Consider the following 18,033-nt stretch of genomic DNA (forward strand, 5'->3'; position numbering starts at 1 on the left):
GGGCATGCGGGACGAGTCGATCGCCAAGGTCATCGGTCTGGCGGCGGCGGCGCTGCTGGCGGCCGCCTGCTTCCTGGTGCTGCGGCCCTTCGTCTCCGCGCTGCTCTGGGCCGTCATCCTGGTGTTCGTCACCTGGCCGGCCTTCCGCTTCCTGACCGACCGCGCCCGCCTGCGCCCGACGGCGGCTGCGCTGGTGATGGTGCTGCTGGAATTCGTGGTGATCGCGCTGCCGATCCTGCTGGCGGCCCCGGTGCGGCGCGACGACATCGACGGCATCCGCGACTGGATCGAGCGCGTGCTGCGCGAAGGCCCGCCCGACATCTCGCCCCTGCTGGCGGGCATCCCCTTCGCCGGGCCCTGGCTGGCGGGCTGGGCCGGCAGCTTCGCGGGCGACATCGGCGGGCTGGCGGCGGCGCTGGAGCCGCATGCCGGCACCATCGCGCAGGGGGCGCTGTCCGTGCTGCTGGCGGTGCTGTCGGGGCTGGCGGAGGTCATCATCGCCATCCTGCTGTCCTTCTTCATCTACCGCGACGGCCCGGCGATCGCCGCGCGGTCGCAGGCCATCCTGCGCCGGCTGGCCGGCGACCGCGCCGACCACCTGTGGGAGACGACGGCCGCGGTGACGCAGGGCGTGGTCTTCGGGCTGCTGGGCACCGCCATCGTGCAGGGCTTCATGACGGCCTTCGGGCTGTGGATCTCCGGCGTGCCGCAATGGGCGCTGCTAGGGGTGGTGGCGGGCTGCATCTCCATCCTGCCGGTGGGCGCGCCGGTGGTGTGGATCCCCGCGGCCATCTGGCTGTTCGCCACGGGCTCGACGGGGTGGGGCATCTTCCTGGCGCTGTACGGGGCGCTGGGCATCTCCTCGGTGGACAACGTCATCCGGCCCTGGCTGATCGCGCGCGGGGCGGACCTGCCGCTGCTGCTGACCATCCTGGGCGCGCTGGGCGGCGTGTTCGCCTTCGGCTTCCTGGGGCTGTTCCTGGGGCCGGTGGTGCTGGCGCTGGGCTATTCGCTGCTGAAGGACTGGGCTTCCACGCCGCCGCGCACCGGCCTATAGCGGGAATCTCCCGGGGCACGGCCGACGGGGAGGCTGCAAGGGGGAGAACACCCGATGATGCGACGGATGATGCTGGCCGCGGCGACGGTGCTCGGCCTGGCCGCGAACGCCGATGCCCAGCCGCGCCCCGAGGCGCAGCCGCGCCCCGAGGCGCAGCCGCGCCCCGAGGCGCAGCCGCGCGTGGTGCGCTGGGCGGCCAGCGGCGACCCCAACACCCTGGACCCCCATTCGCAGAACGTCGGCACCGTCTCCATGGTGCTGCGTCAGATCTACGACCCGCTGATCGCCCGCGGCCAGCAGTTGCAGCTGGAACCGGGGCTGGCCCTGTCCTGGACGCAGGTGGAGCCGACGCGCTGGCGCTTCGTGCTGCGCCAGGGCGTGAGGTTCCACGAGGGCGAGGACTTCACCAGCGAGGACGCGGTGTTCTCCATCACCCGCGCCCTGCAGCCGACCAGCAACTTCGGCATCTTCGTGGACACCATCGAGCGCGCGGAGGCGGTGGACCGCTTCACCGTGGACATCGTGACCAAGGCGGTGGACCCCATCCTGCCCAACAAGCTGGCCTCGGTGTTCATGGTGTCGAAGTCCTGGAGCGAGCGGCACAACGCCGTGCGCCCGCAGAACACCCGCCAGCGCGAGGAGATGCACACCGTCCGCAACACCAACGGCACCGGCGCCTTCCGCATGACCCTGCGCGAGCCCGACGTGCGCACGGTGCTGAGCCGCAACCCCGAATGGTGGGGCTGGCGCGAGCCGGGCAACACCGGCAACGTGACGGAGATCCAGTTCCGCCCCATCGCCTCCGACGCCACGCGGGTGGCCGCGCTGCTCTCAGGCGAGGTGGACTTCGTGCTGGATCCGCCCATCCAGGACCTGAACCGGCTGCGCAGCTCTCCCAACACGCGGGTGCTGGAGGGGCCGGAGGTGCGGACCCTGTTCATCGCCATGGACACCTTCCGCGACGAGTTGCTGTATTCCGACGTGCGCGGCCGCAACCCGCTGCGCGACCTGCGGGTGCGGCAGGCGCTCTACCACGCCATCGACATCGCCGCGATCCAGCGCACCATCATGCGCGGCCAGTCGGTGCCCACCGGCACCCTGTTTCCCGAGCAGGTGCAGGGCTTCGCGCGGGAGGAGGACGTGCGCCTGCCCTTCGACGCCGCCCGCGCGCGCGCGCTGCTGGCGGAGGCGGGCTACCCCAACGGGTTCGAGATCACGCTCGACTGCTCCAACAACCGCTACATCAACGACGAGCAGATCTGCCAGGCCATCGCGGCGATGTGGACGCGGGTGGGGGTGCGCACGCGGCTGAACGCCATGCCGCTGGCGCCGTTCTTCGCCAAGATCCAGCGCGACGACACCTCCATCTACATGCTGGGCTGGGGCGTGCCGACGCTGGACGGGCTGTATTCCTTCCAGTCGCTGCTGGCCACGCGCACCGCGGCGCAGGGCGACGGCATCTGGAACTACGGCCGCTACTCCAACCCGCAGATGGACGCGCTGATCGGCCGCATGAAGACCCAGCAGGGCGCCGAGCGCCAGGCGGCGATGCGCGAGGCGCTGCGCCTGTACCGCGAGGACGTGCCGCACATCCCGCTGCACCACCAGGTGATTCCCTGGGCGCTGCGCGGGAACATCCAGATGCCGCACATGGCCAACAACGAGCCGCAGTTCCGCTGGGTCGTCGTGAACTGATGTTCGCCTTCGTCATCTCCCGCTTGCTGCAGGCGCTGCCGGTGATGCTGGTGGTGTCGCTGATCTCCTTCGCCATGTTCGCCTATGTCGGCGACCCGGTGGCGATCATGCTGGGCCAGGACTTCACCGAGGCGCAGCGCCAGGCGCTGATCCGGGACCTGGGCCTGGACAAGCCCTTCTTCGTGCAGTTCCTCACCTTCCTGGGCAACGCGGCGCAGGGGGAGTTCGGCCTGTCCTACCGCCTGTCCCGCCCGGTGGCAGAGCTGATCGCCGAGCGCGCGCCGGCGACGCTGGAGCTGGCGCTGTGCGCGGCCTTCGTCGCCCTCGCGGTGGGGGTGCCGATGGGGGTCTACACCGGCCTCTACCGCAATTCCTGGCTTTCGCGCTTCTTCCTGACCTTCTCGCTGGTCGGCGTGTCGCTGCCCACCTTCCTGATCGGCATCCTGCTCATCCTCACCTTCAGCGTCTGGCTGGGCTGGCTGCCCTCCTTCGGGCGGGGCGAGGTGGTGCGCATCGGCTGGTGGAGCACGGGCTTCCTCACCTGGGGCGGCATCAAGGCGCTGGTCCTGCCGGCCATCACGCTCGGCCTGTTCCAGCTCACCCTCATCATGCGCCTGGTGCGGAGCGAGATGATGGAGGTCCTGCGGACCGACTACATCAAGTTCGCCCGCGCCCGCGGCCTGCCGAACCGGGCGGTGCATTTCGGCCACGCGCTGAAGAACACGCTGGTGCCGGTCATCACCATCGCCGGCCTGCAGCTGGGTGCCATCATCGCCTTCGCCATCGTCACGGAAACCGTGTTCCAGTGGCCGGGCATGGGGCTGCTGTTCATCCAGAGCGTCGGCAGCGCCGACATCCCGGTCATGGCGGCCTACCTGATGCTGATCGCGCTGGTCTTCGTGACCATCAACCTGATCGTGGACCTCCTCTACTACGCGGTGGACCCCCGGCTGCGCATCGGCCGCGGGAAGGGGCACTAGGCCATGCGCGCCTTCTTCGACTCCGACCTGTGGTGGTCCTTCACCCGCTCGCCGGTCACGGTGCTGTCGGCCATCGTGGCCTTCATCTGCATCGCCGGCGCGGTGCTGGCGCCGCTGCTGGCGCCGCACAACCCGTTCGACCTCGCCTCCCTGCAGCTGATGGACGCCTTCAAGCCGCCGGCCTGGAGCGGCGAGGGCGACGCCACCTACCCGCTGGGCACCGACGACCAGGGGCGGGACGTGCTCTCGGCCATCATGTATGGCGCGCGCGTCTCGCTGCTGGTGGGGTTCTGCGCCGTCATCTTCTCCACCACGCTGGGCGTGGCGCTGGGGCTGCTGGCCGGCTACCTGGGCGGCAAGACCGACGCGGTGCTGATGCGCATAGCCGACATCCAGCTCACCTTCCCCTCCATCCTGGTGGCGCTGCTGGTGGATGGCGTGGTGCGCGCCGCGCTCCCGCGCGAGGTGCATGACCAGATCGCGCTGTTCGTGGTGATCTTCGCCATCGGCATCTCCAACTGGCCGCAATTCGCCCGCACCGTGCGCGGCTCGACGCTGGTGGAGCGCAACAAGGAATACGTGCAGGCGGCGCGCGTCATCGGCCTGCCGCCGCTGAAGATCATGGCGCAGCACGTACTGCCCAATGTCATGTCGCCGGTGCTGGTGATCGCCACGCTCAACCTGGGCTTCGCCATCCTCGCCGAGGCGACGCTGAGCTTCCTGGGCGTCGGCGTGCCGCCCACCCAGCCCAGCCTCGGCACCCTGATCCGCATCGGCAACGACTTCCTGTTTTCCGGCGAATGGTGGATCACCATCTTCCCCGGGATCGCGCTGATCGTGATGGTGCTGTCCGTCAACCTGCTGGGCGATTGGCTGCGCGACGCCCTCAACCCGAAGCTCCGCTGATGGCCCTGCTCGAAGTCCGCAACCTGCGGGTGGAGTTCCCCACGCGCCGCGGCACGCTGGTGGCTCTGGACGACGTGTCCTTCGACATCAGCCCCGGCGAGGTGCTGGGGGTGGTGGGCGAATCCGGCGCCGGGAAATCCATGACGGGCGCCGCCATCATCGGCCTGCTGGAGCCGCCCGGCCGCATCGCCGCCGGCGAGATCCGGCTGGAAGGGCGGCGCATCGACAACCTGCCCTACGAGGAGCTGCGGCGCATCCGCGGCCGGCAGATCGGCGCCATCTTCCAGGACCCGCTGACCACGCTGAACCCCCTCTACACCGTGGGGCGCCAGCTGGTGGAAACTATCACCACCCACCTGCCGCTGAACCCGGCCGAGGCGCGCAAGCGCGCCATCGAGTGGCTGGAGATGGTGGGCATCCCCGCCGCGGCGCAGCGGGTGGACAGCTACCCGCACGAGTTCTCCGGCGGCATGCGCCAGCGCGTGGTCATCGCGCTGGCGCTCTGCGCCGAGCCGCGGCTGGTGGTGGCGGACGAGCCGACCACCGCGCTCGACGTCTCCATCCAGGCGCAGGTCATCGCCCTGCTGAAGACCCTGGCGCGCGAGAAGGGCACGGCGATGATGCTGGTGACGCACGACATGGGCGTCATCGCCGAGACCGCCGACCGCGTGGCGGTGATGTATGCCGGCCGCATCATCGAGATCGGCGCGGTGCGCGAGGTGGTGAAGCACGCCGCCCACCCCTACAGCGCCGGGCTGATGGGCTCCATCCCGCCCATCTCGCACCGCGTCGCGCGGCTGGAGCAGATCGACGGCGCGATGCCGCGGCTGTCGGCGATCCCGAAGGGCTGCCCCTACAACCCGCGCTGCCCGCGCATCTTCGACCGCTGCCGGGAGGAGCGGCCGGAGCTGATGCCGGCCAAGGCCAACCTGGCCGCCTGCTGGCTCTACGCACCGGAGGAGGCGCACCGCCGTGGCTGAGCCGATCATGCTGGAGCTGCGCGACGCCGCGCGTTTCTTCGACGTGTCCCGCCCGCTGCTGCAACGCGCCCTCGCGCGCGAGGGCCGGCGCACGCTGCGCGCAGTGGACGGCGTCAGCTTCGCCATCCCCAAGGGCACCACCCTCTCCCTGGTGGGGGAATCGGGCTGCGGCAAGTCCACCGTGGCGCGACTGGTGGTCGGGCTCTACGCGCCGACGCGCGGCGAGGTCATCTTCGACGGCCTGCCGCTGGCCGAAGCGCGCGCCGACGCCTCCCGGCGCCAGCGCATGCAGATGATCTTCCAGGACCCCTACGCCTCGTTGAACCCGCGCTGGCGCGTGCGCGACATCATCGCCGAGCCCATCCGCGCCTTCGGCCTCATCCAGGGCAAGCAGGCGCAGCTGAAGCGGGTGGGGGAACTGCTGACGCAGGTCGGGCTCAACCCGCTGGACGGCGAGAAGTTCCCGCATGAATTCTCCGGCGGGCAGCGGCAGCGCATCTCCATCGCCCGCGCCCTGTCGTCCAACCCCGAATTCCTGGTGTGCGACGAGCCGACCTCGGCGCTCGATGTCTCGGTGCAGGCGCAGATCCTCAACCTGATGAAGGAGCTGCAGCAGCGGCTGGGGCTGACCTACCTGTTCATCTCGCACAACCTTGCGGTGGTGCGGCAGGTCAGCGACCGGGTGGGGGTGATGTACCTGGGCAAGGTGGTGGAGCTGGCGCCGAGCGAGACGCTGTTCGCCAGCCCGCGCCACCCCTACACCCGCGCGCTGATGGAGGCGATCCCCGACCTGGAGATGACGGGCCGCACCCGCATCCCCGTCGGCGGCGAGGTGCCCAGCCCGATCAGCCCGCCGCCGGGCTGCACCTTCCACCCGCGCTGCCCGCTGGCCAATGCACGCTGCCGGGCCGAGGTGCCGGCCATGCTGCCCGCCCGCGGCACGCCCGGCACCGTGGTCGCCTGCCACGCGGTGGAGGAGGGGCGCGATCAGCCTCTTTCGAGGACGGAGACGTAGTTCGCCACCGCGGCGCCGCCCATGTTGAACACGCCCGCGACCTCGGCGCGGGGCAGCTGCATGTCGCCGGCCTCGCCGCACAGCTGCATGGCGGCCAGGGCGTGCATGGACACCCCGGTGGCGCCGATCGGGTGGCCCTTGGACTTCAGCCCGCCGGAGCGGTTGACCGGCAGCCGGCCGTCGCGCTGCGTCCAGCCCTCCAGCGCCGCCCGCGCGCCCTGGCCCTCGGGCGCCAGGCCCATCGCCTCGTACTCGATCAGCTCGGCGATGGTGAAGCAGTCGTGCACCTCGGCGAAGGACAGGTCGGCCAGCTTCAGCTCGGCGTCCGACAGGGCGCGGGCCCAGGCCTCGCGCGCGCCCTCGAAGCGGGTGATGTCGCGGCTGGCGATGGGCAGGAAGTCGTTCACCTGCGCGGTGGCGCGGAAGCGCACGGCGCGGCGGGCCGCCTGCGCCACGTCGCCCTCGGCGATCACCAGCGCCGCGGCGCCGTCGCTGACCAGCGAGCAGTCGGTGCGCTTCAGGGGCCGCGCGACGAAGGGGTTCTTGTCGCTCTCGGCGCGGCAGAACTCGTAGCCCAGGTCCTTGCGCATCTGGGCGAAGGGGTTGTCCACCCCGTTGCGGTGGTTCTTGGCGGCGATGGCGGCCAGGGCGTCCGATTGGTCGCCGTGCTTCTGGAAATACGCCTCGGCGATGCGGGCGAAGACGCCGGCGAAGCCCGCCTCGATGCCCGCCTCGCCCTTCAGGTAGGAGGCGGAGAGCAGGATCTCCCCGACGCGCTGGCCGGAGACGGCGGTCATCTTCTCCACCCCCACCACCAGGGTGATGCGGCCGCGCTTGGCGCCCAGGAAGTCCAGCGCGCCGTGGATGGCGGCGGAGCCGGTGGCGCAGGCGTTCTCCAGCCGGGTGGCGGGCTTGAAGCGAAGCTCCGGCACCGCCTGGAACACCAGGGAGGACGGGAAATCCTGCTGCTGGAAGCCGGCGTTGAACGAGCCGAGGAAGACCGCGTCCACCTCCTGCGGCTCGATGCCCGCGTCGGCGATGGCCTGGCGCGCCACCAGGGCGATCAGCGCCTCGGTGTCGGGCGCCTCCTCCAGCTTGCCGAAGCGGCTGTGCGCCCAGCCGATGATGGCGGCGTCGTGTCGGGCCATGGGATGCGTCCTCCGGTGCGGCCGGCACGATACCAGCCCGCGCCCCGCCGCCGGAAGGGGTGTGGCAGATGGGCAACAGGTGACGCGCCTGTCATCTGATGCGCCGGTGGAAGGGGATTGAAGCGGCGCGGGCCCGTCCCATTTCCGGCGTGTCAGGGATGGCTCGGCCACCCTGGCAGCTTTGCCTTCCTCAACCTTGCCTCGGGCCGCCTCTCCGGAGGCGGCCCATTTTTTTTGCTCAGGTCCCGGCGGGCAGCAAGAGGGAGACGGCGGCCTGGGCGGCGATGCCCTCGCCGCGGCCGGTGAAGCCCAGGCGCTCGCTGGTGGTCGCCTTCACCCCCACCCGGCCTTCGGGCACGCCCAGCAGCGCGGACAGGCGCGCGATCATCGCGGGCGCGTGCGGGGTGATCTTGGGCTGCTCGCAGATCAGGGTGACGTCGGCGTTCACCAGCGTGCCGCCGCGCGCGGCGATGCGCCCGGCGGCGTGGCGCAGGAAGCGGGCGCTGTCGGCGTCCTTCCACTGGGCCTCGCTGGGCGGGAAGTGGCGGCCGATGTCGCCTTCCGCCAGGGCGCCGTAGATGGCGTCGCACAGGGCGTGGATGCCCACGTCGGCGTCCGAATGGCCGTCCAGGCCCAGCGCGTGCGGCACCATCACGCCGCACAGCACCAGCGGGCGGCCGGGCACCAGCCGGTGCACGTCGAAGCCCAGGCCGGTGCGCGGCCACATCGGGGGGGTCATCAGCGCCTCCATGCGCGCGAGGTCCTCGGGGAAGGTGATCTTCACGTTGGCCTCGTGGCCCGGCACCAGCGCCACCGGCTGGCCGGCCCATTCCAGCAACTGGGCGTCGTCCGTCGCCTCGCCGGCGGCGGCGCGATGCGCGGCCAGCAGCACGGGAAAGCGGAAGGCCTGCGGGGTCTGGGCGCGGAACAGGCCGTCGCGCGGCACCGTGCCGCCGCCGGCGCGCTTCAGCGTGTCGCTCACCGGCTGGGCCGGGATGGCGCCGGGGTGCTGCGCCAGCGCCGCCAGCAGCGCGGGCAGGGTGCCGGGAGGAACCAGCGGGCGGGCGCCGTCATGCACCAGCACGATGTCCGGCGCCTCGCCCTCCAGCGCCTCCAGGCCGCGGCGCACGCTCTCCTGCCGGGTGGCGCCGCCGGCCACCGGCGGCCGGTGCGGCAGCCCGTCCAGGATGGACGCCACCCGCGCTTCCTCGCCCGGCGCGCAGACGGGCAGCAGGGTGGCGACGTGCCCGCCGGCCAGCAGCGCCTCGGCGGCGTGGCGCAGCACCGGCCGGCCGGCCAGCAGCGCGTATTGCTTGGGTTCGGCCGCGCCGAAGCGCGCGCCGCGGCCCGCGGCGAGGAGGAGGGCGGCGATGCTCATGCGCCGCCCGTCCTGACGCACAATGCCCGTTCCGGCAAGCGTGGACGCGGCGCGCCAATCCGCGTAGAGGTGCCCAAATGATGGGCAACCCGCTGAAACCGATCGAGCTCGCCCCGGGCGTGCGCATCGAGACGCCGGTGGTGCTGGCGCCGATGTCCGGCGTGACCGACCTGCCCTTCCGCCGCCTGGCGCGGGCGGAGGGCACCGGGCTGGTGGTCAGCGAGATGATCGCCTCCACCGCCATGATCCGCGAGAACCGGCAGAGCCTGAAGATGGCCGAGGTCGAGGGCTTCGGCGCCCCGTCCTCCGTGCAGCTCGCGGGCTGCGAGCCCGCGGTGATGGCCGATGCGGCGCGGCTGGTGGTGGATCGCGGCGCGGCCATCGTGGACATCAACTTCGGCTGCCCGGTGAAGAAGGTGGCGGTGGGGCAGAGCGCGGGCTCCGCGCTGATGCGCGACGAGCCCCGCGCGGCCGCCATCCTGGCGGCGGTGGTCCGGGCGGTGCCGGTGCCGGTGACGCTGAAGATGCGCATGGGCTGGGACCACAACAGCCTGAACGCGCCGCGCCTCGCGCGCATTGCCCAGGAATGCGGCATCCGGCTGGTGACGGTGCATGGCCGCACCCGCCAGCAGCTCTACACCGGCACCGCGAACTGGGACTTCATCCGCGAGGTGAAGGAGGCTGTCGCCATCCCGGTCATCGCCAATGGCGACATCGTGGAGGTCGAGCACGCCGCGGAGGCGCTGCGGCGCTCGGGCGCCGATGGCGTGATGATCGGCCGCGGCTGCTACGGCCGGCCCTGGTTTCCCCGCCAGGTGGCGCGCTTCCTGCGCGAGGGCGTGCGCGAGCCCGACCCGTCGCTGGAGCAGCAGATGGGCATCCTGCTGGCGCATCACCGCGCCATGCTGGACCACCACGGCGAGAGCACGGGGCTGCGGATGGCCCGCAAGCACGTCGCCTGGTACTCGCGCGGGCTGCCCGGTTCGGCGGAGTTCCGCGCCCGCGTCAACACGCTGGAAACCCCGCAGGCGGTGGAGGACGCGGTGCGCCGCTTCTACGCGCCGCTGATCGAGCGCGGCGTGGAGGCGGTGCGCGACGCCTTCCGGGAGGCGGCGTGATGGCCCTGGCCGCCGAGGGCGTGATCTCCCGCATGCTGCGCCGCCCGCGGGCGGCGCCTGCGCCCGAGGCCGCCGCGGTGCTGGCCGCCCTGCCGCTGCCCGCCGTGGTGCTGGACGCGGAGAACCGCTTCCGCCTCGCCAACCCGGCGGCGGAGATCTTCTTCCAGCTCTCGCAGACCAGCCTGCAGGGGCTGGCCCTGGCCGAGCTGCTGCCGCCGGACAACCGCCTGTTCGCCCTGCTGCACCAGGTGCGCCACTCGGAAAGCCCGGTGGCAGACCACGACCTGGCGCTGGAATCGCCGCGGCTGCACCGCTCGGGCGTCTCGGCGCACGGTGCGCCGCTGAGCGAGCACCCGGGCCACGTGGTGCTGACGCTGCAGGACGGCTCGACGGCGGCGATGCTGGACCGGCAGCTGCACTTCCAGGGCGCAGCGCGCGGCGCCACCGCCATGGCGGCGATGCTGGCGCACGAGGTGAAGAACCCGCTTTCGGGCATCCGCGGCGCGGCGCAATTGCTGGAGCAGGGCGCGGCGGAAGGCGACCGCGAGCTGTGCGTGCTCATCCAGGAGGAGACGGACCGCATCCGCAACCTGGTGGACCGCATGGAGATGTTCGGCGACCGGCCGATCGAGCCGCGCGCCGTCAACATCCATTCCGTGCTGGACCACGTGAAGCGGGTGGCACAGAGCGGCTTCGCCGCCCACCTGCGGGTGGTGGAGGAATACGACCCCTCGCTGCCCAGCGTGTGGGGCGACCGCGACCAGCTGGTCCAGATCCTGCTGAACCTGGTGAAGAACGCCGCCGAGGCGGTGGACCCGCGCGACGGCGAGATCCAGCTCGTCACCGCCTATCACCACGGGGTGCGCATCGCCGTGCCCGGCAGCAGCGAGCGCGTGCACCTGCCGCTGACGGTGATGGTGCGCGACAACGGCCCCGGCATCCCCGAGCCGTTGCGCGCGACCCTGTTCGAACCCTTCGTGACCACCAAGAAGGGCGGGCAGGGGCTGGGCCTGGCCCTGGTGGCCAAGCTGGTGAGCAACCATGGCGGGCTGATCGAGTGCGACAGCCGGCCCGGCCGCACGACCTTCCGCCTCTCGTTGCCGGGCGCCCCGGCCGGGGCGGCGCCGGAGAACGACGAATGAGCGACCAACGCACCGTCCTGATCGCCGACGACGACCGCGCGATCCGCACCGTGCTGTCCCAGGCGCTGCAGCGCGCCGGCTACAACGTGCGCGCCACCTCCTCCGCCTCCACGCTGTGGCGCTGGGTGGAGGATGGCGAGGGCGACCTGGTGGTGACCGACGTGGTGATGCCCGACGAGAACGGGCTGGACTTGCTGCCGCGCATGAAGCGCGTGCGCCCCGACCTGCGCGTGGTGGTGATGAGCGCGCAGAGCACCTTCACCACCGCGGTGAAGGCCGCCCAGCGCGGTGCCTTCGAATACCTGCCCAAGCCCTTCGACCTGAAGGAGCTGCTGGGCGTGGTGGAGCGCGCCCTGGCCGCGCCCGCGAAGTCCGCCGCGGCGGAGGAGGATGCGGAGGGTGAGCGCCTGCCGCTGGTCGGCCGCTCCCCGGCGATGCAGGAGATCTACCGCACGGTGGCGCGGCTCACCACCGCCGACCTGACGGTGATGGTGACGGGCGAGAGCGGCACCGGCAAGGAACTGGTGGCGCGCGCCCTGCACGACTACGGCCGCCGCCGCAGCGGTCCGTTCGTGGCCATCAACATGGCCGCCATCCCGCGCGAACTGATCGAGAGCGAGCTGTTCGGCCACGAGCGCGGCGCCTTCACCGGCGCGCTGACGCGCGGCATCGGCCGCTTCGAGCAGGCGGCCGGCGGCACCCTTTTCCTGGACGAGATCGGCGACATGCCGCCCGAGGCGCAGACGCGCCTGCTGCGCGTGCTGCAGGAGGGCGAGTTCACCACGGTGGGCGGCCGCAGCCCGATCAAGGCCAATGTGCGCATCGTCGCCGCCACCCACCGGGACCTGCGCGCCTCCATCCGCGCCGGGCTGTTCCGCGAGGACCTGTTCTACCGCCTCAACGTGGTGCCCATCCGCCTGCCGCCCCTGCGCGAGCGCACGGAGGACATCCCCCTGCTGGCGCGCCACTTCCTGGAGCGCGCCCGCGCCTCCGGCCTGCCCGGCAAGACCCTGACGGCGGAGGCGATGGAGCGGCTGAAGCGCCACGCCTGGCCCGGCAACGCGCGCGAGCTGGAGAACCTGATGCGCCGCCTCGCTGCGCTGTACCCGCAGGAGGTGATCGGCGAGGAGGCGGTGGCGGCCGAGTTGACGGAGGCCGAGGCTCCCGCCGACCCCGCCGCGCCGCGCGGCACCGAGACGCTGGAGCAGGCGGTGGAGCGCCACCTGAAGGCCTTCATGGCCGCGCACAAGGACGGCATGCCCATCCGCGACCTGCACGACCGCGTGATCTCCGAAGTGGAGCGGCCGCTGCTGCGGCTGGCGCTCTCCGCCACGCGGGGCAACCAGATCAAGGCGGCGGCAATGCTGGGGCTGAACCGCAACACGCTGCGCAAGAAGCTGAAGGATCTGGAGCTGCCGGTGGTGCGGGGCCTGGCCTGATGCCCAAGGCGCGCGTGCCGTTCCTGCGGCGCGTGTCGGACATGCTGCTGGGGCGCGGGGTGACGCTGGGGCTGGCCATCGGCGCCCTGTTCATGGGCGTGGCCACCTTCGTGCTGCTGAGCGACGGCTCGCCGCTGGGGCCCACCCGGCCGGGGCAGGTTGTCGGCATCGTGCTGGTAAACCTGGCCGTCATCCTGCTGCTGGTCGCCAGCCTGGCCGGGCGGCTGGTGCGGGTGTGGGTGGAGCGGCGGCGGGGCGCGGCCGGGTCGCGGCTGCACACGCGGCTGGTGCTGCTGTTCTCCGTCGTCGCCGTGGTGCCGGCCATGCTGATGGCCGGCTTCGCGGCGCTGTTCTTCAACCTGGGCATCCAGGCCTGGTTCAGCGACCGCGTGCGCACCGCGCTGGAAGCCTCCCTCAGTGCCTCGCGCGCCTACCTGGAGGAGCACCAGAACAACATCCGCGCCGACGCGCTGGCCATGGCGAACGACCTCAACCGCGCCACCGTGCTGCTGCCCGACCAGTCGCTCGCCTTCGCGCGGGTGGTGGCGACCCAGGCCGGCATCCGCGGGCTGACCGAGGCGGTGGTGTTCGAGCCCATCCTGGGCCGCATCGTGGCGCATGCGGGGATGACGGCGCAGTTCACCCTCTCGCCGCCGCCCGCCTGGGCCATCGAGACGGCGAAGGAGGGCGAGGTCGCGGTGGTGACGGGCGACGAGGAGGGGCGGGTGCGCGCCGTCATCGCCCTGGCCCAGCCCTCGGGCCTGCTGATGATGATTGGCCGGCCGGTGGACGGCTCGGTGCTGGAGCACATGCAGCGCACGGAGGCGGCGGTCACGGCGTATCAGGCGCTGGACCGCAACCGCGAGGGGCTGCAGGTCACCTTCGTGCTGATCTTCGCCATCGGCGCGCTGCTGGTGCTGCTGGCCGCGGTGCTGATCGGGCTGCTGCTGGCCAACCAGCTGGCCGGCCCCATCTCGCGCCTGATCACCGCGGCGGAGCGGGTGCGCGGCGGCGACCTGAGCGTGCGGGTGGAGGAGGGCGACGCCGACGACGAGGTCGGCAGCCTGTCGCGCGCCTTCAACCGCATGACCAACCAGCTGGCCGCCCAGCGCTCCGAGCTGATGGAGGCCTACCGGCAGATCGAGGAGCGGCAGGTGTTCACCGAGGCGGTGCTGGGCGGCGTCTCGGCTGGCGTGATCGGGCTGGACGCGGAGAAGCGCATCAACCTGCCCAACCGCTCGGCCTCGCAGCTGCTGGGGCTGGACCTGGAGGGGGCGCTGGGCCGGCCGCTGGCGGAGCTGGTGCCGGAATTCGCGCCGCTGCTGGCCGGGACCGGCGGCACCCGCGAGATCAAGGTGGGCCCGCCCACGGAGCGGCGCACCTTGCTGGCGCGGCTGTCGCCGGAGATGGAGGGCGGCTGGGTGCTGACCTTCGACGACATCTCCGCCCTGCTGGTGGCGCAGCGCCAAGCCGCCTGGGCCGACGTGGCCCGGCGCATCGCGCACGAGATCAAGAACCCGCTGACCCCCATCCAGCTCAGCGCGGAGCGGCTGAAGCGCCGCTACCTCAAGCAGATCACCGACGACCCCGACACCTTCCGCGCCTGCACCGACACCATCGTGCGCCAGGTGGGCGACATCGGCCGCATGGTGGACGAGTTCAGCGCCTTCGCCCGCATGCCGCAGCCGGTGATGCGCCCGGAGGAGCTGGGCCGGCTGGTGCGCGAGGCGTTGGTGCTGCAGCAGGCGGCGCGGCCGGAGATCGCCTTCGAGACGCGGCTGCCGCCGCTGGAGGTGCACGCGCTGTGCGACCGCCGGCTGATGACCCAGGCGCTGACCAACCTGGTGCAGAACGCCGCCGACGCCATCGCCATGCGCGCGGCGCAGGAGGAGGCGCCGGCCCACCCGCTGGGCCGCATCCGGGTGGCGCTGGAGATGGCCGGCGGGATGATCTGCGTCTCGGTGGAGGATGACGGGGTGGGGCTGCCGGAAGGCGAGGAGCGGGAACGCTTGACGGAACCCTACGTGACGCACAAGACGAAGGGTACGGGGCTGGGGCTGGCGATCGTGAAGAAGATCATGGAAGACCATGGCGGCCGGGTGGCGTTGCGGGACGCGCCCGGCGGCCGCGGGGCGCGCGCGGAGCTGCTGCTGCCCGCGCGCCTGCCCGAGGCGGCGGTGATGGAACGCGAAGATGGCGCATGACATCCTGATCGTGGATGACGAGCCGGACATCCGCTCGCTCATCGACGGCATCCTCAGCGACGAGGGCTATGAGACGCGGCAGGCCGCCAGCAGCGACGCTGCGCTGGCGCATTTCCGCCAGCGCCGCCCCTCCCTGGTGATCCTCGACATCTGGCTGGCGAATTCCCGGCTGGACGGGCTGGGCATCCTGGACGCCATGCACCGCGAGGAGCCGCAGGTGCCCTGCGTGATGATCTCGGGCCACGGCACCATCGAGACGGCGGTGCAGGCGATCCAGAACGGCGCCTACGACTTCATCGAGAAGCCGTTCAAGAGCGACCGTCTGCTGCTGATCGTGCAGCGCGCGCTGGAGGCGGCGCGGCTGCGCCGCGAGGTGAGCGACCTGCGCCTGCGCGCGGGGGCGGAGACGGAGCTGGTCGGCGCCTCCTCCGCCATGGCGCAGATGCGCGCGGCGATCGAGAAGGTGGCGCCGACGAACTCGCGCGTGCTCATCTCCGGGCCCGCGGGCACCGGCAAGGAGGTGGCGGCGCGCATGCTGCACGCGCGCTCCCGCCGGGCCGACGGGCCCTTCGTCGCGCTGAACTGCGCCACGCTGAACCCTGCCAGCATCGAGACCGAGCTGTTCGGGGTGGAGCCGATGGGCGACGCGCCGCGCCGGGCCGGCGTGCTGGAGCGCGCGCATGGCGGCACGCTGCTGCTGGACGAGGTGGCGGACATGCCGCTGGAAACCCAGGGCAAGATCGTGCGCGCCCTGCAGGAGCAGGGCTTCGAGCGCATCGGCGGCGCGACGCGGGTGAAGGTGGACGTGCGCGTCATCGCCACCACCAACAAGGACCTGCAGGCGGAAATCGCCGCTGGCCGCTTCCGCGAGGACCTGTTCTACCGCCTGTCCGTCGTGCCGCTGCGCATGCCCGCCCTGCGGGAGCGGCGGGAGGACGTGCCCGCCCTGGCCCGGCACTTCATGGCCCGCAGCACGGAGGCCAGCGGCCTGCCGCGGCGCGAACTGGCGGAGGACACGCTGGCGGCGCTGCAGACCTATGACTGGCCCGGCAACGTGCGCCAGCTGCGCAACCTGGTGGACTGGCTGCTGATCATGGCGCCGGGCGATGCCGGCTCCATCCGCGCCGACGCCCTGCCGCCGGAGATCGTCGGCGCCGCGCCCGCCGTGCTGCGCCTGGACCGTTCCTCCGAGATCATGACGCTGCCGCTGCGCGAGGCGCGCGAGATGTTCGAGAAGCAGTACCTGGAGGCGCAGCTGATGCGCTTCGGCGGCAACATCAGCCGCACCGCCAACTTCGTGGGGATGGAGCGCTCCGCCCTGCACCGCAAGCTGAAGTTCCTCGGCGTGCAGGCCGAGGATCGCGCCGGGGGGAACGGGCCATGAGCAAGGTCGCCTACGTCAACGGCCGCTACGTCGCGCAGCGCGAGGCCAGCGTGAACGTGGAGGACCGCGGCTACCAGTTCGGCGACGGCATCTACGAGGTCATCCACGTCCATGCCGGGCGCTTCGTGGACGAGGCGCTGCACCTGGACCGGCTGGAGCGCTCCCTCCGGGAGATCCGCCTGCCGATGCCGATGCCGCGCGCCAGCCTGCGCGTGGTGCTGGAGGAGGTGGTGCGGCGCAACCGCGTCACCGAGGGGCTGGTCTACATGCAGGTGACGCGCGGCGTGGCCCGGCGCGACCACGCCTTCCCCACCCGGCCCGTGCCGCCCGCGTTGGTGGTGACGGCCAAGCGCACGCTGCCCTTCCCGAAGGCGGCCGAGGGCTGGACCGGCACGGCGGTGACGGTGCCCGACCAGCGCTGGGCGCGCTGCGACATCAAGACGGTGAACCTGCTGCCCAACGTGCTGGCCCGCCAGGCGGCGCGCGACCAGGGCGCCACCGAGGCCATCATGTTCGACCCCGCCACCGGCATGGTGCGCGAGGGCGCCTCCACCTCCGTCTGGATCGTCGATGCGCAGGGGGTGCTGCGCACCCGCCCGCTGGACCACGCCATCCTGCCCGGATGCACCCGCGCCGCGCTCATCGAGGAGCTGCGCGCCGAGGGCATCGCCTTCGAGGAGGGCGAGTACGGGCTGGATGTGCTGCGCGGGGCGCGTGAAATCTTCCTCACCAGCGCGACCTCCTTCGTGAAGCCGATGTTGCGGCTGGACGGCGCGCCGGTGGGCAACGGGCAGGTGGGACCGGTGGCCCGGCGCCTGTTCGACCTGTTCGCGCGGCGGGTGCAGGGCGGCCGCAATGCCGCCGCCTGAGGGCCGGGGGAGGCCCCGCTGCCTCCTGTTCGACTGGGACAACACGCTGGTGGATGGCTGGGCAGCCATCCAGCACGGGCTGAACGCCGCCTTCCGCCACTTCGCGATGCCGGAATGGGACCGCACGCAAGTGCTGGCCAACGTCCGCCGCTCCCTGCGCGAGTCCTTCCCGGAGATGTTCGGCGCGCGGTGGGAGGAGGCGCGGGACGTCTTCTACGCCGGCGTGCGCGCCTGCCACCTGGAGGTGCTGCGCCCGATGCCCGGTGTGCCGGCCATGCTGGCGGCGCTGGAGGGCTGGCCGATGGGCGTCGTGTCCAACAAGCAGGGGCCGCTGCTGCGGGCCGAGGCCGCCCATCTGGGCTGGCGCTTCGGCGCCCTGGTGGGCGCGGGCGACGCCGCCGCCGACAAGCCCGATGCCGCCCCCCTGCGCATGGCGCTGGCCGCGATGGGGCACGCGCCGGGGGCCGCCATCTGGTACGTGGGCGACACCGCGCTGGACATGCAGGCGGCACGCGCCGCCGGCTGCACCGCCGTGCTGCTGGGCGACGCGGCGCATGACGGCGGCGTCACGACCTGCGCGCCCGACCTGCATTTCCCGGACGCCCGCGCGCTTGCCGCGCATGTGGGAGCGCTGGACAAGGTGGCCTGAAAACCCGACATTCCGCCTTGCAGGTCGAGGCGGGCGCGTTCCGCGGGCGAGAGACAAGAGGAAGGGGGG

General features: G+C 72.2%; 15 protein-coding genes. 13 read left to right on the forward strand and 2 right to left on the reverse strand.

What is annotated here, in order from left to right; all coding sequences use genetic code 11:
- Nucleotides 1-4 precede the first annotated feature (4 nt).
- Genes ACI6QG_RS03815 through ACI6QG_RS03840 form a run of 6 tightly spaced genes read left to right on the forward strand, consistent with a single transcriptional unit; the run spans nt 5 to nt 6,633 of the window.
- Nucleotides 5-1,057 carry an AI-2E family transporter gene (locus ACI6QG_RS03815; protein ID WP_407023237.1) on the forward strand — a complete coding sequence of 351 codons (1,053 nt, stop codon included), beginning with the start codon at nt 5-7 and terminating at the stop codon, nt 1,055-1,057.
- A gap of 54 nt (nt 1,058-1,111) precedes the next feature.
- Nucleotides 1,112-2,752, forward strand: a complete 1,641-nt coding sequence (locus ACI6QG_RS03820) for an ABC transporter substrate-binding protein (protein WP_407023238.1) — start codon at nt 1,112-1,114, stop codon at nt 2,750-2,752.
- On the forward strand, nt 2,752-3,732 hold the full coding sequence (locus ACI6QG_RS03825) for an ABC transporter permease (RefSeq protein ID WP_407023239.1): 981 nt from the start codon (nt 2,752-2,754) through the stop codon (nt 3,730-3,732). The genes ACI6QG_RS03820 and ACI6QG_RS03825 overlap by 1 nt, the downstream gene beginning before the upstream one ends.
- 3 nt (nt 3,733-3,735) lie before the next feature.
- On the forward strand, nt 3,736-4,638 hold the full coding sequence (locus ACI6QG_RS03830; RefSeq protein ID WP_407023240.1) for an ABC transporter permease: 903 nt from the start codon (nt 3,736-3,738) through the stop codon (nt 4,636-4,638).
- Nucleotides 4,638-5,618: an ABC transporter ATP-binding protein gene (locus ACI6QG_RS03835; RefSeq protein WP_407023241.1), complete on the forward strand. Its 981-nt coding sequence runs from the start codon at nt 4,638-4,640 to the stop codon at nt 5,616-5,618. The genes ACI6QG_RS03830 and ACI6QG_RS03835 overlap by 1 nt, the downstream gene beginning before the upstream one ends.
- On the forward strand, nt 5,611-6,633 hold the full coding sequence (locus ACI6QG_RS03840) for an ABC transporter ATP-binding protein (RefSeq protein ID WP_407023242.1): 1,023 nt from the start codon (nt 5,611-5,613) through the stop codon (nt 6,631-6,633). Before ACI6QG_RS03835 ends, ACI6QG_RS03840 begins: the two co-directional genes overlap by 8 nt.
- Here the strand turns inward: ACI6QG_RS03840 and ACI6QG_RS03845 are convergent.
- On the reverse strand, nt 6,606-7,781 hold the full coding sequence (locus ACI6QG_RS03845; protein WP_407023243.1) for an acetyl-CoA acetyltransferase: 1,176 nt from the start codon (nt 7,779-7,781) through the stop codon (nt 6,606-6,608). The genes ACI6QG_RS03840 and ACI6QG_RS03845 overlap by 28 nt on opposite strands.
- 238 nt (nt 7,782-8,019) lie before the next feature.
- The gene (locus tag ACI6QG_RS03850) at nt 8,020-9,159 is read right to left on the reverse strand and encodes a bifunctional 2-C-methyl-D-erythritol 4-phosphate cytidylyltransferase/2-C-methyl-D-erythritol 2,4-cyclodiphosphate synthase (RefSeq protein WP_407023244.1); all 1,140 of its coding nucleotides are present in this window, start codon (nt 9,157-9,159) and stop codon (nt 8,020-8,022) included.
- A gap of 77 nt (nt 9,160-9,236) precedes the next feature.
- Between ACI6QG_RS03850 and dusB the strand changes: the two genes are divergently transcribed.
- Genes dusB through ACI6QG_RS03885 form a run of 7 tightly spaced genes read left to right on the forward strand, consistent with a single transcriptional unit; the run spans nt 9,237 to nt 17,964 of the window.
- Nucleotides 9,237-10,277, forward strand: coding sequence for a tRNA dihydrouridine synthase DusB (gene dusB / locus ACI6QG_RS03855; RefSeq protein ID WP_407023245.1), 1,041 nt, complete (start codon nt 9,237-9,239; stop codon nt 10,275-10,277).
- Nucleotides 10,277-11,419: a two-component system sensor histidine kinase NtrB gene (locus ACI6QG_RS03860; protein WP_407023246.1), complete on the forward strand. Its 1,143-nt coding sequence runs from the start codon at nt 10,277-10,279 to the stop codon at nt 11,417-11,419. Before dusB ends, ACI6QG_RS03860 begins: the two co-directional genes overlap by 1 nt.
- Nucleotides 11,416-12,858, forward strand: coding sequence for a nitrogen regulation protein NR(I) (gene ntrC / locus ACI6QG_RS03865; RefSeq protein ID WP_407023247.1), 1,443 nt, complete (start codon nt 11,416-11,418; stop codon nt 12,856-12,858). Before ACI6QG_RS03860 ends, ntrC begins: the two co-directional genes overlap by 4 nt.
- A complete protein-coding gene (locus tag ACI6QG_RS03870) occupies nt 12,858-15,062 on the forward strand; it encodes a sensor histidine kinase NtrY-like (protein ID WP_407023248.1) in 2,205 nt (734 codons plus the stop codon). The genes ntrC and ACI6QG_RS03870 overlap by 1 nt, the downstream gene beginning before the upstream one ends.
- Complete coding sequence (gene ntrX / locus ACI6QG_RS03875; RefSeq protein ID WP_407023249.1) at nt 15,052-16,446, forward strand: nitrogen assimilation response regulator NtrX; 1,395 nt, start codon at nt 15,052-15,054, stop codon at nt 16,444-16,446. The genes ACI6QG_RS03870 and ntrX overlap by 11 nt, the downstream gene beginning before the upstream one ends.
- Entirely contained in the window at nt 16,443-17,315 is an 873-nt protein-coding gene (locus ACI6QG_RS03880; protein WP_407023250.1) for a D-amino-acid transaminase, read from the forward strand. The genes ntrX and ACI6QG_RS03880 overlap by 4 nt, the downstream gene beginning before the upstream one ends.
- Nucleotides 17,302-17,964: an HAD family hydrolase gene (locus ACI6QG_RS03885; RefSeq protein ID WP_407023251.1), complete on the forward strand. Its 663-nt coding sequence runs from the start codon at nt 17,302-17,304 to the stop codon at nt 17,962-17,964. The genes ACI6QG_RS03880 and ACI6QG_RS03885 overlap by 14 nt, the downstream gene beginning before the upstream one ends.
- Nucleotides 17,965-18,033: the final 69 nt, after the last annotated feature.

The organism is Sabulicella flocculans (assembly GCF_045449635.1).
Lineage (GTDB): Bacteria > Pseudomonadota > Alphaproteobacteria > Acetobacterales > Acetobacteraceae > Roseococcus.

Excerpts from the sequence above, each read along its gene's own strand:
- ntrC (WP_407023247.1), top strand. The coding sequence starts at position 11,416 with ATGAGCGACCAACGCACCGTCCTGATCGCCGACGACGACCGCGCGATC.
- ACI6QG_RS03820 (WP_407023238.1), top strand. The coding sequence starts at position 1,112 with ATGATGCGACGGATGATGCTGGCCGCGGCGACGGTGCTCGGCCTGGCC.
- ACI6QG_RS03860 (WP_407023246.1), top strand. The coding sequence starts at position 10,277 with ATGGCCCTGGCCGCCGAGGGCGTGATCTCCCGCATGCTGCGCCGCCCG.
- ACI6QG_RS03870 (WP_407023248.1), top strand. The coding sequence starts at position 12,858 with ATGCCCAAGGCGCGCGTGCCGTTCCTGCGGCGCGTGTCGGACATGCTG.
- ACI6QG_RS03880 (WP_407023250.1), top strand. The coding sequence starts at position 16,443 with ATGAGCAAGGTCGCCTACGTCAACGGCCGCTACGTCGCGCAGCGCGAG.
- ACI6QG_RS03815 (WP_407023237.1), top strand. The coding sequence starts at position 5 with ATGCGGGACGAGTCGATCGCCAAGGTCATCGGTCTGGCGGCGGCGGCG.
- ACI6QG_RS03825 (WP_407023239.1), top strand. The coding sequence starts at position 2,752 with ATGTTCGCCTTCGTCATCTCCCGCTTGCTGCAGGCGCTGCCGGTGATG.
- ACI6QG_RS03850 (WP_407023244.1), bottom strand. The coding sequence starts at position 9,159 with ATGAGCATCGCCGCCCTCCTCCTCGCCGCGGGCCGCGGCGCGCGCTTC.
- ACI6QG_RS03845 (WP_407023243.1), bottom strand. The coding sequence starts at position 7,781 with ATGGCCCGACACGACGCCGCCATCATCGGCTGGGCGCACAGCCGCTTC.
- ACI6QG_RS03885 (WP_407023251.1), top strand. The coding sequence starts at position 17,302 with ATGCCGCCGCCTGAGGGCCGGGGGAGGCCCCGCTGCCTCCTGTTCGAC.
- dusB (WP_407023245.1), top strand. The coding sequence starts at position 9,237 with ATGATGGGCAACCCGCTGAAACCGATCGAGCTCGCCCCGGGCGTGCGC.
- ACI6QG_RS03830 (WP_407023240.1), top strand. The coding sequence starts at position 3,736 with ATGCGCGCCTTCTTCGACTCCGACCTGTGGTGGTCCTTCACCCGCTCG.
- ntrX (WP_407023249.1), top strand. The coding sequence starts at position 15,052 with ATGGCGCATGACATCCTGATCGTGGATGACGAGCCGGACATCCGCTCG.
- ACI6QG_RS03835 (WP_407023241.1), top strand. The coding sequence starts at position 4,638 with ATGGCCCTGCTCGAAGTCCGCAACCTGCGGGTGGAGTTCCCCACGCGC.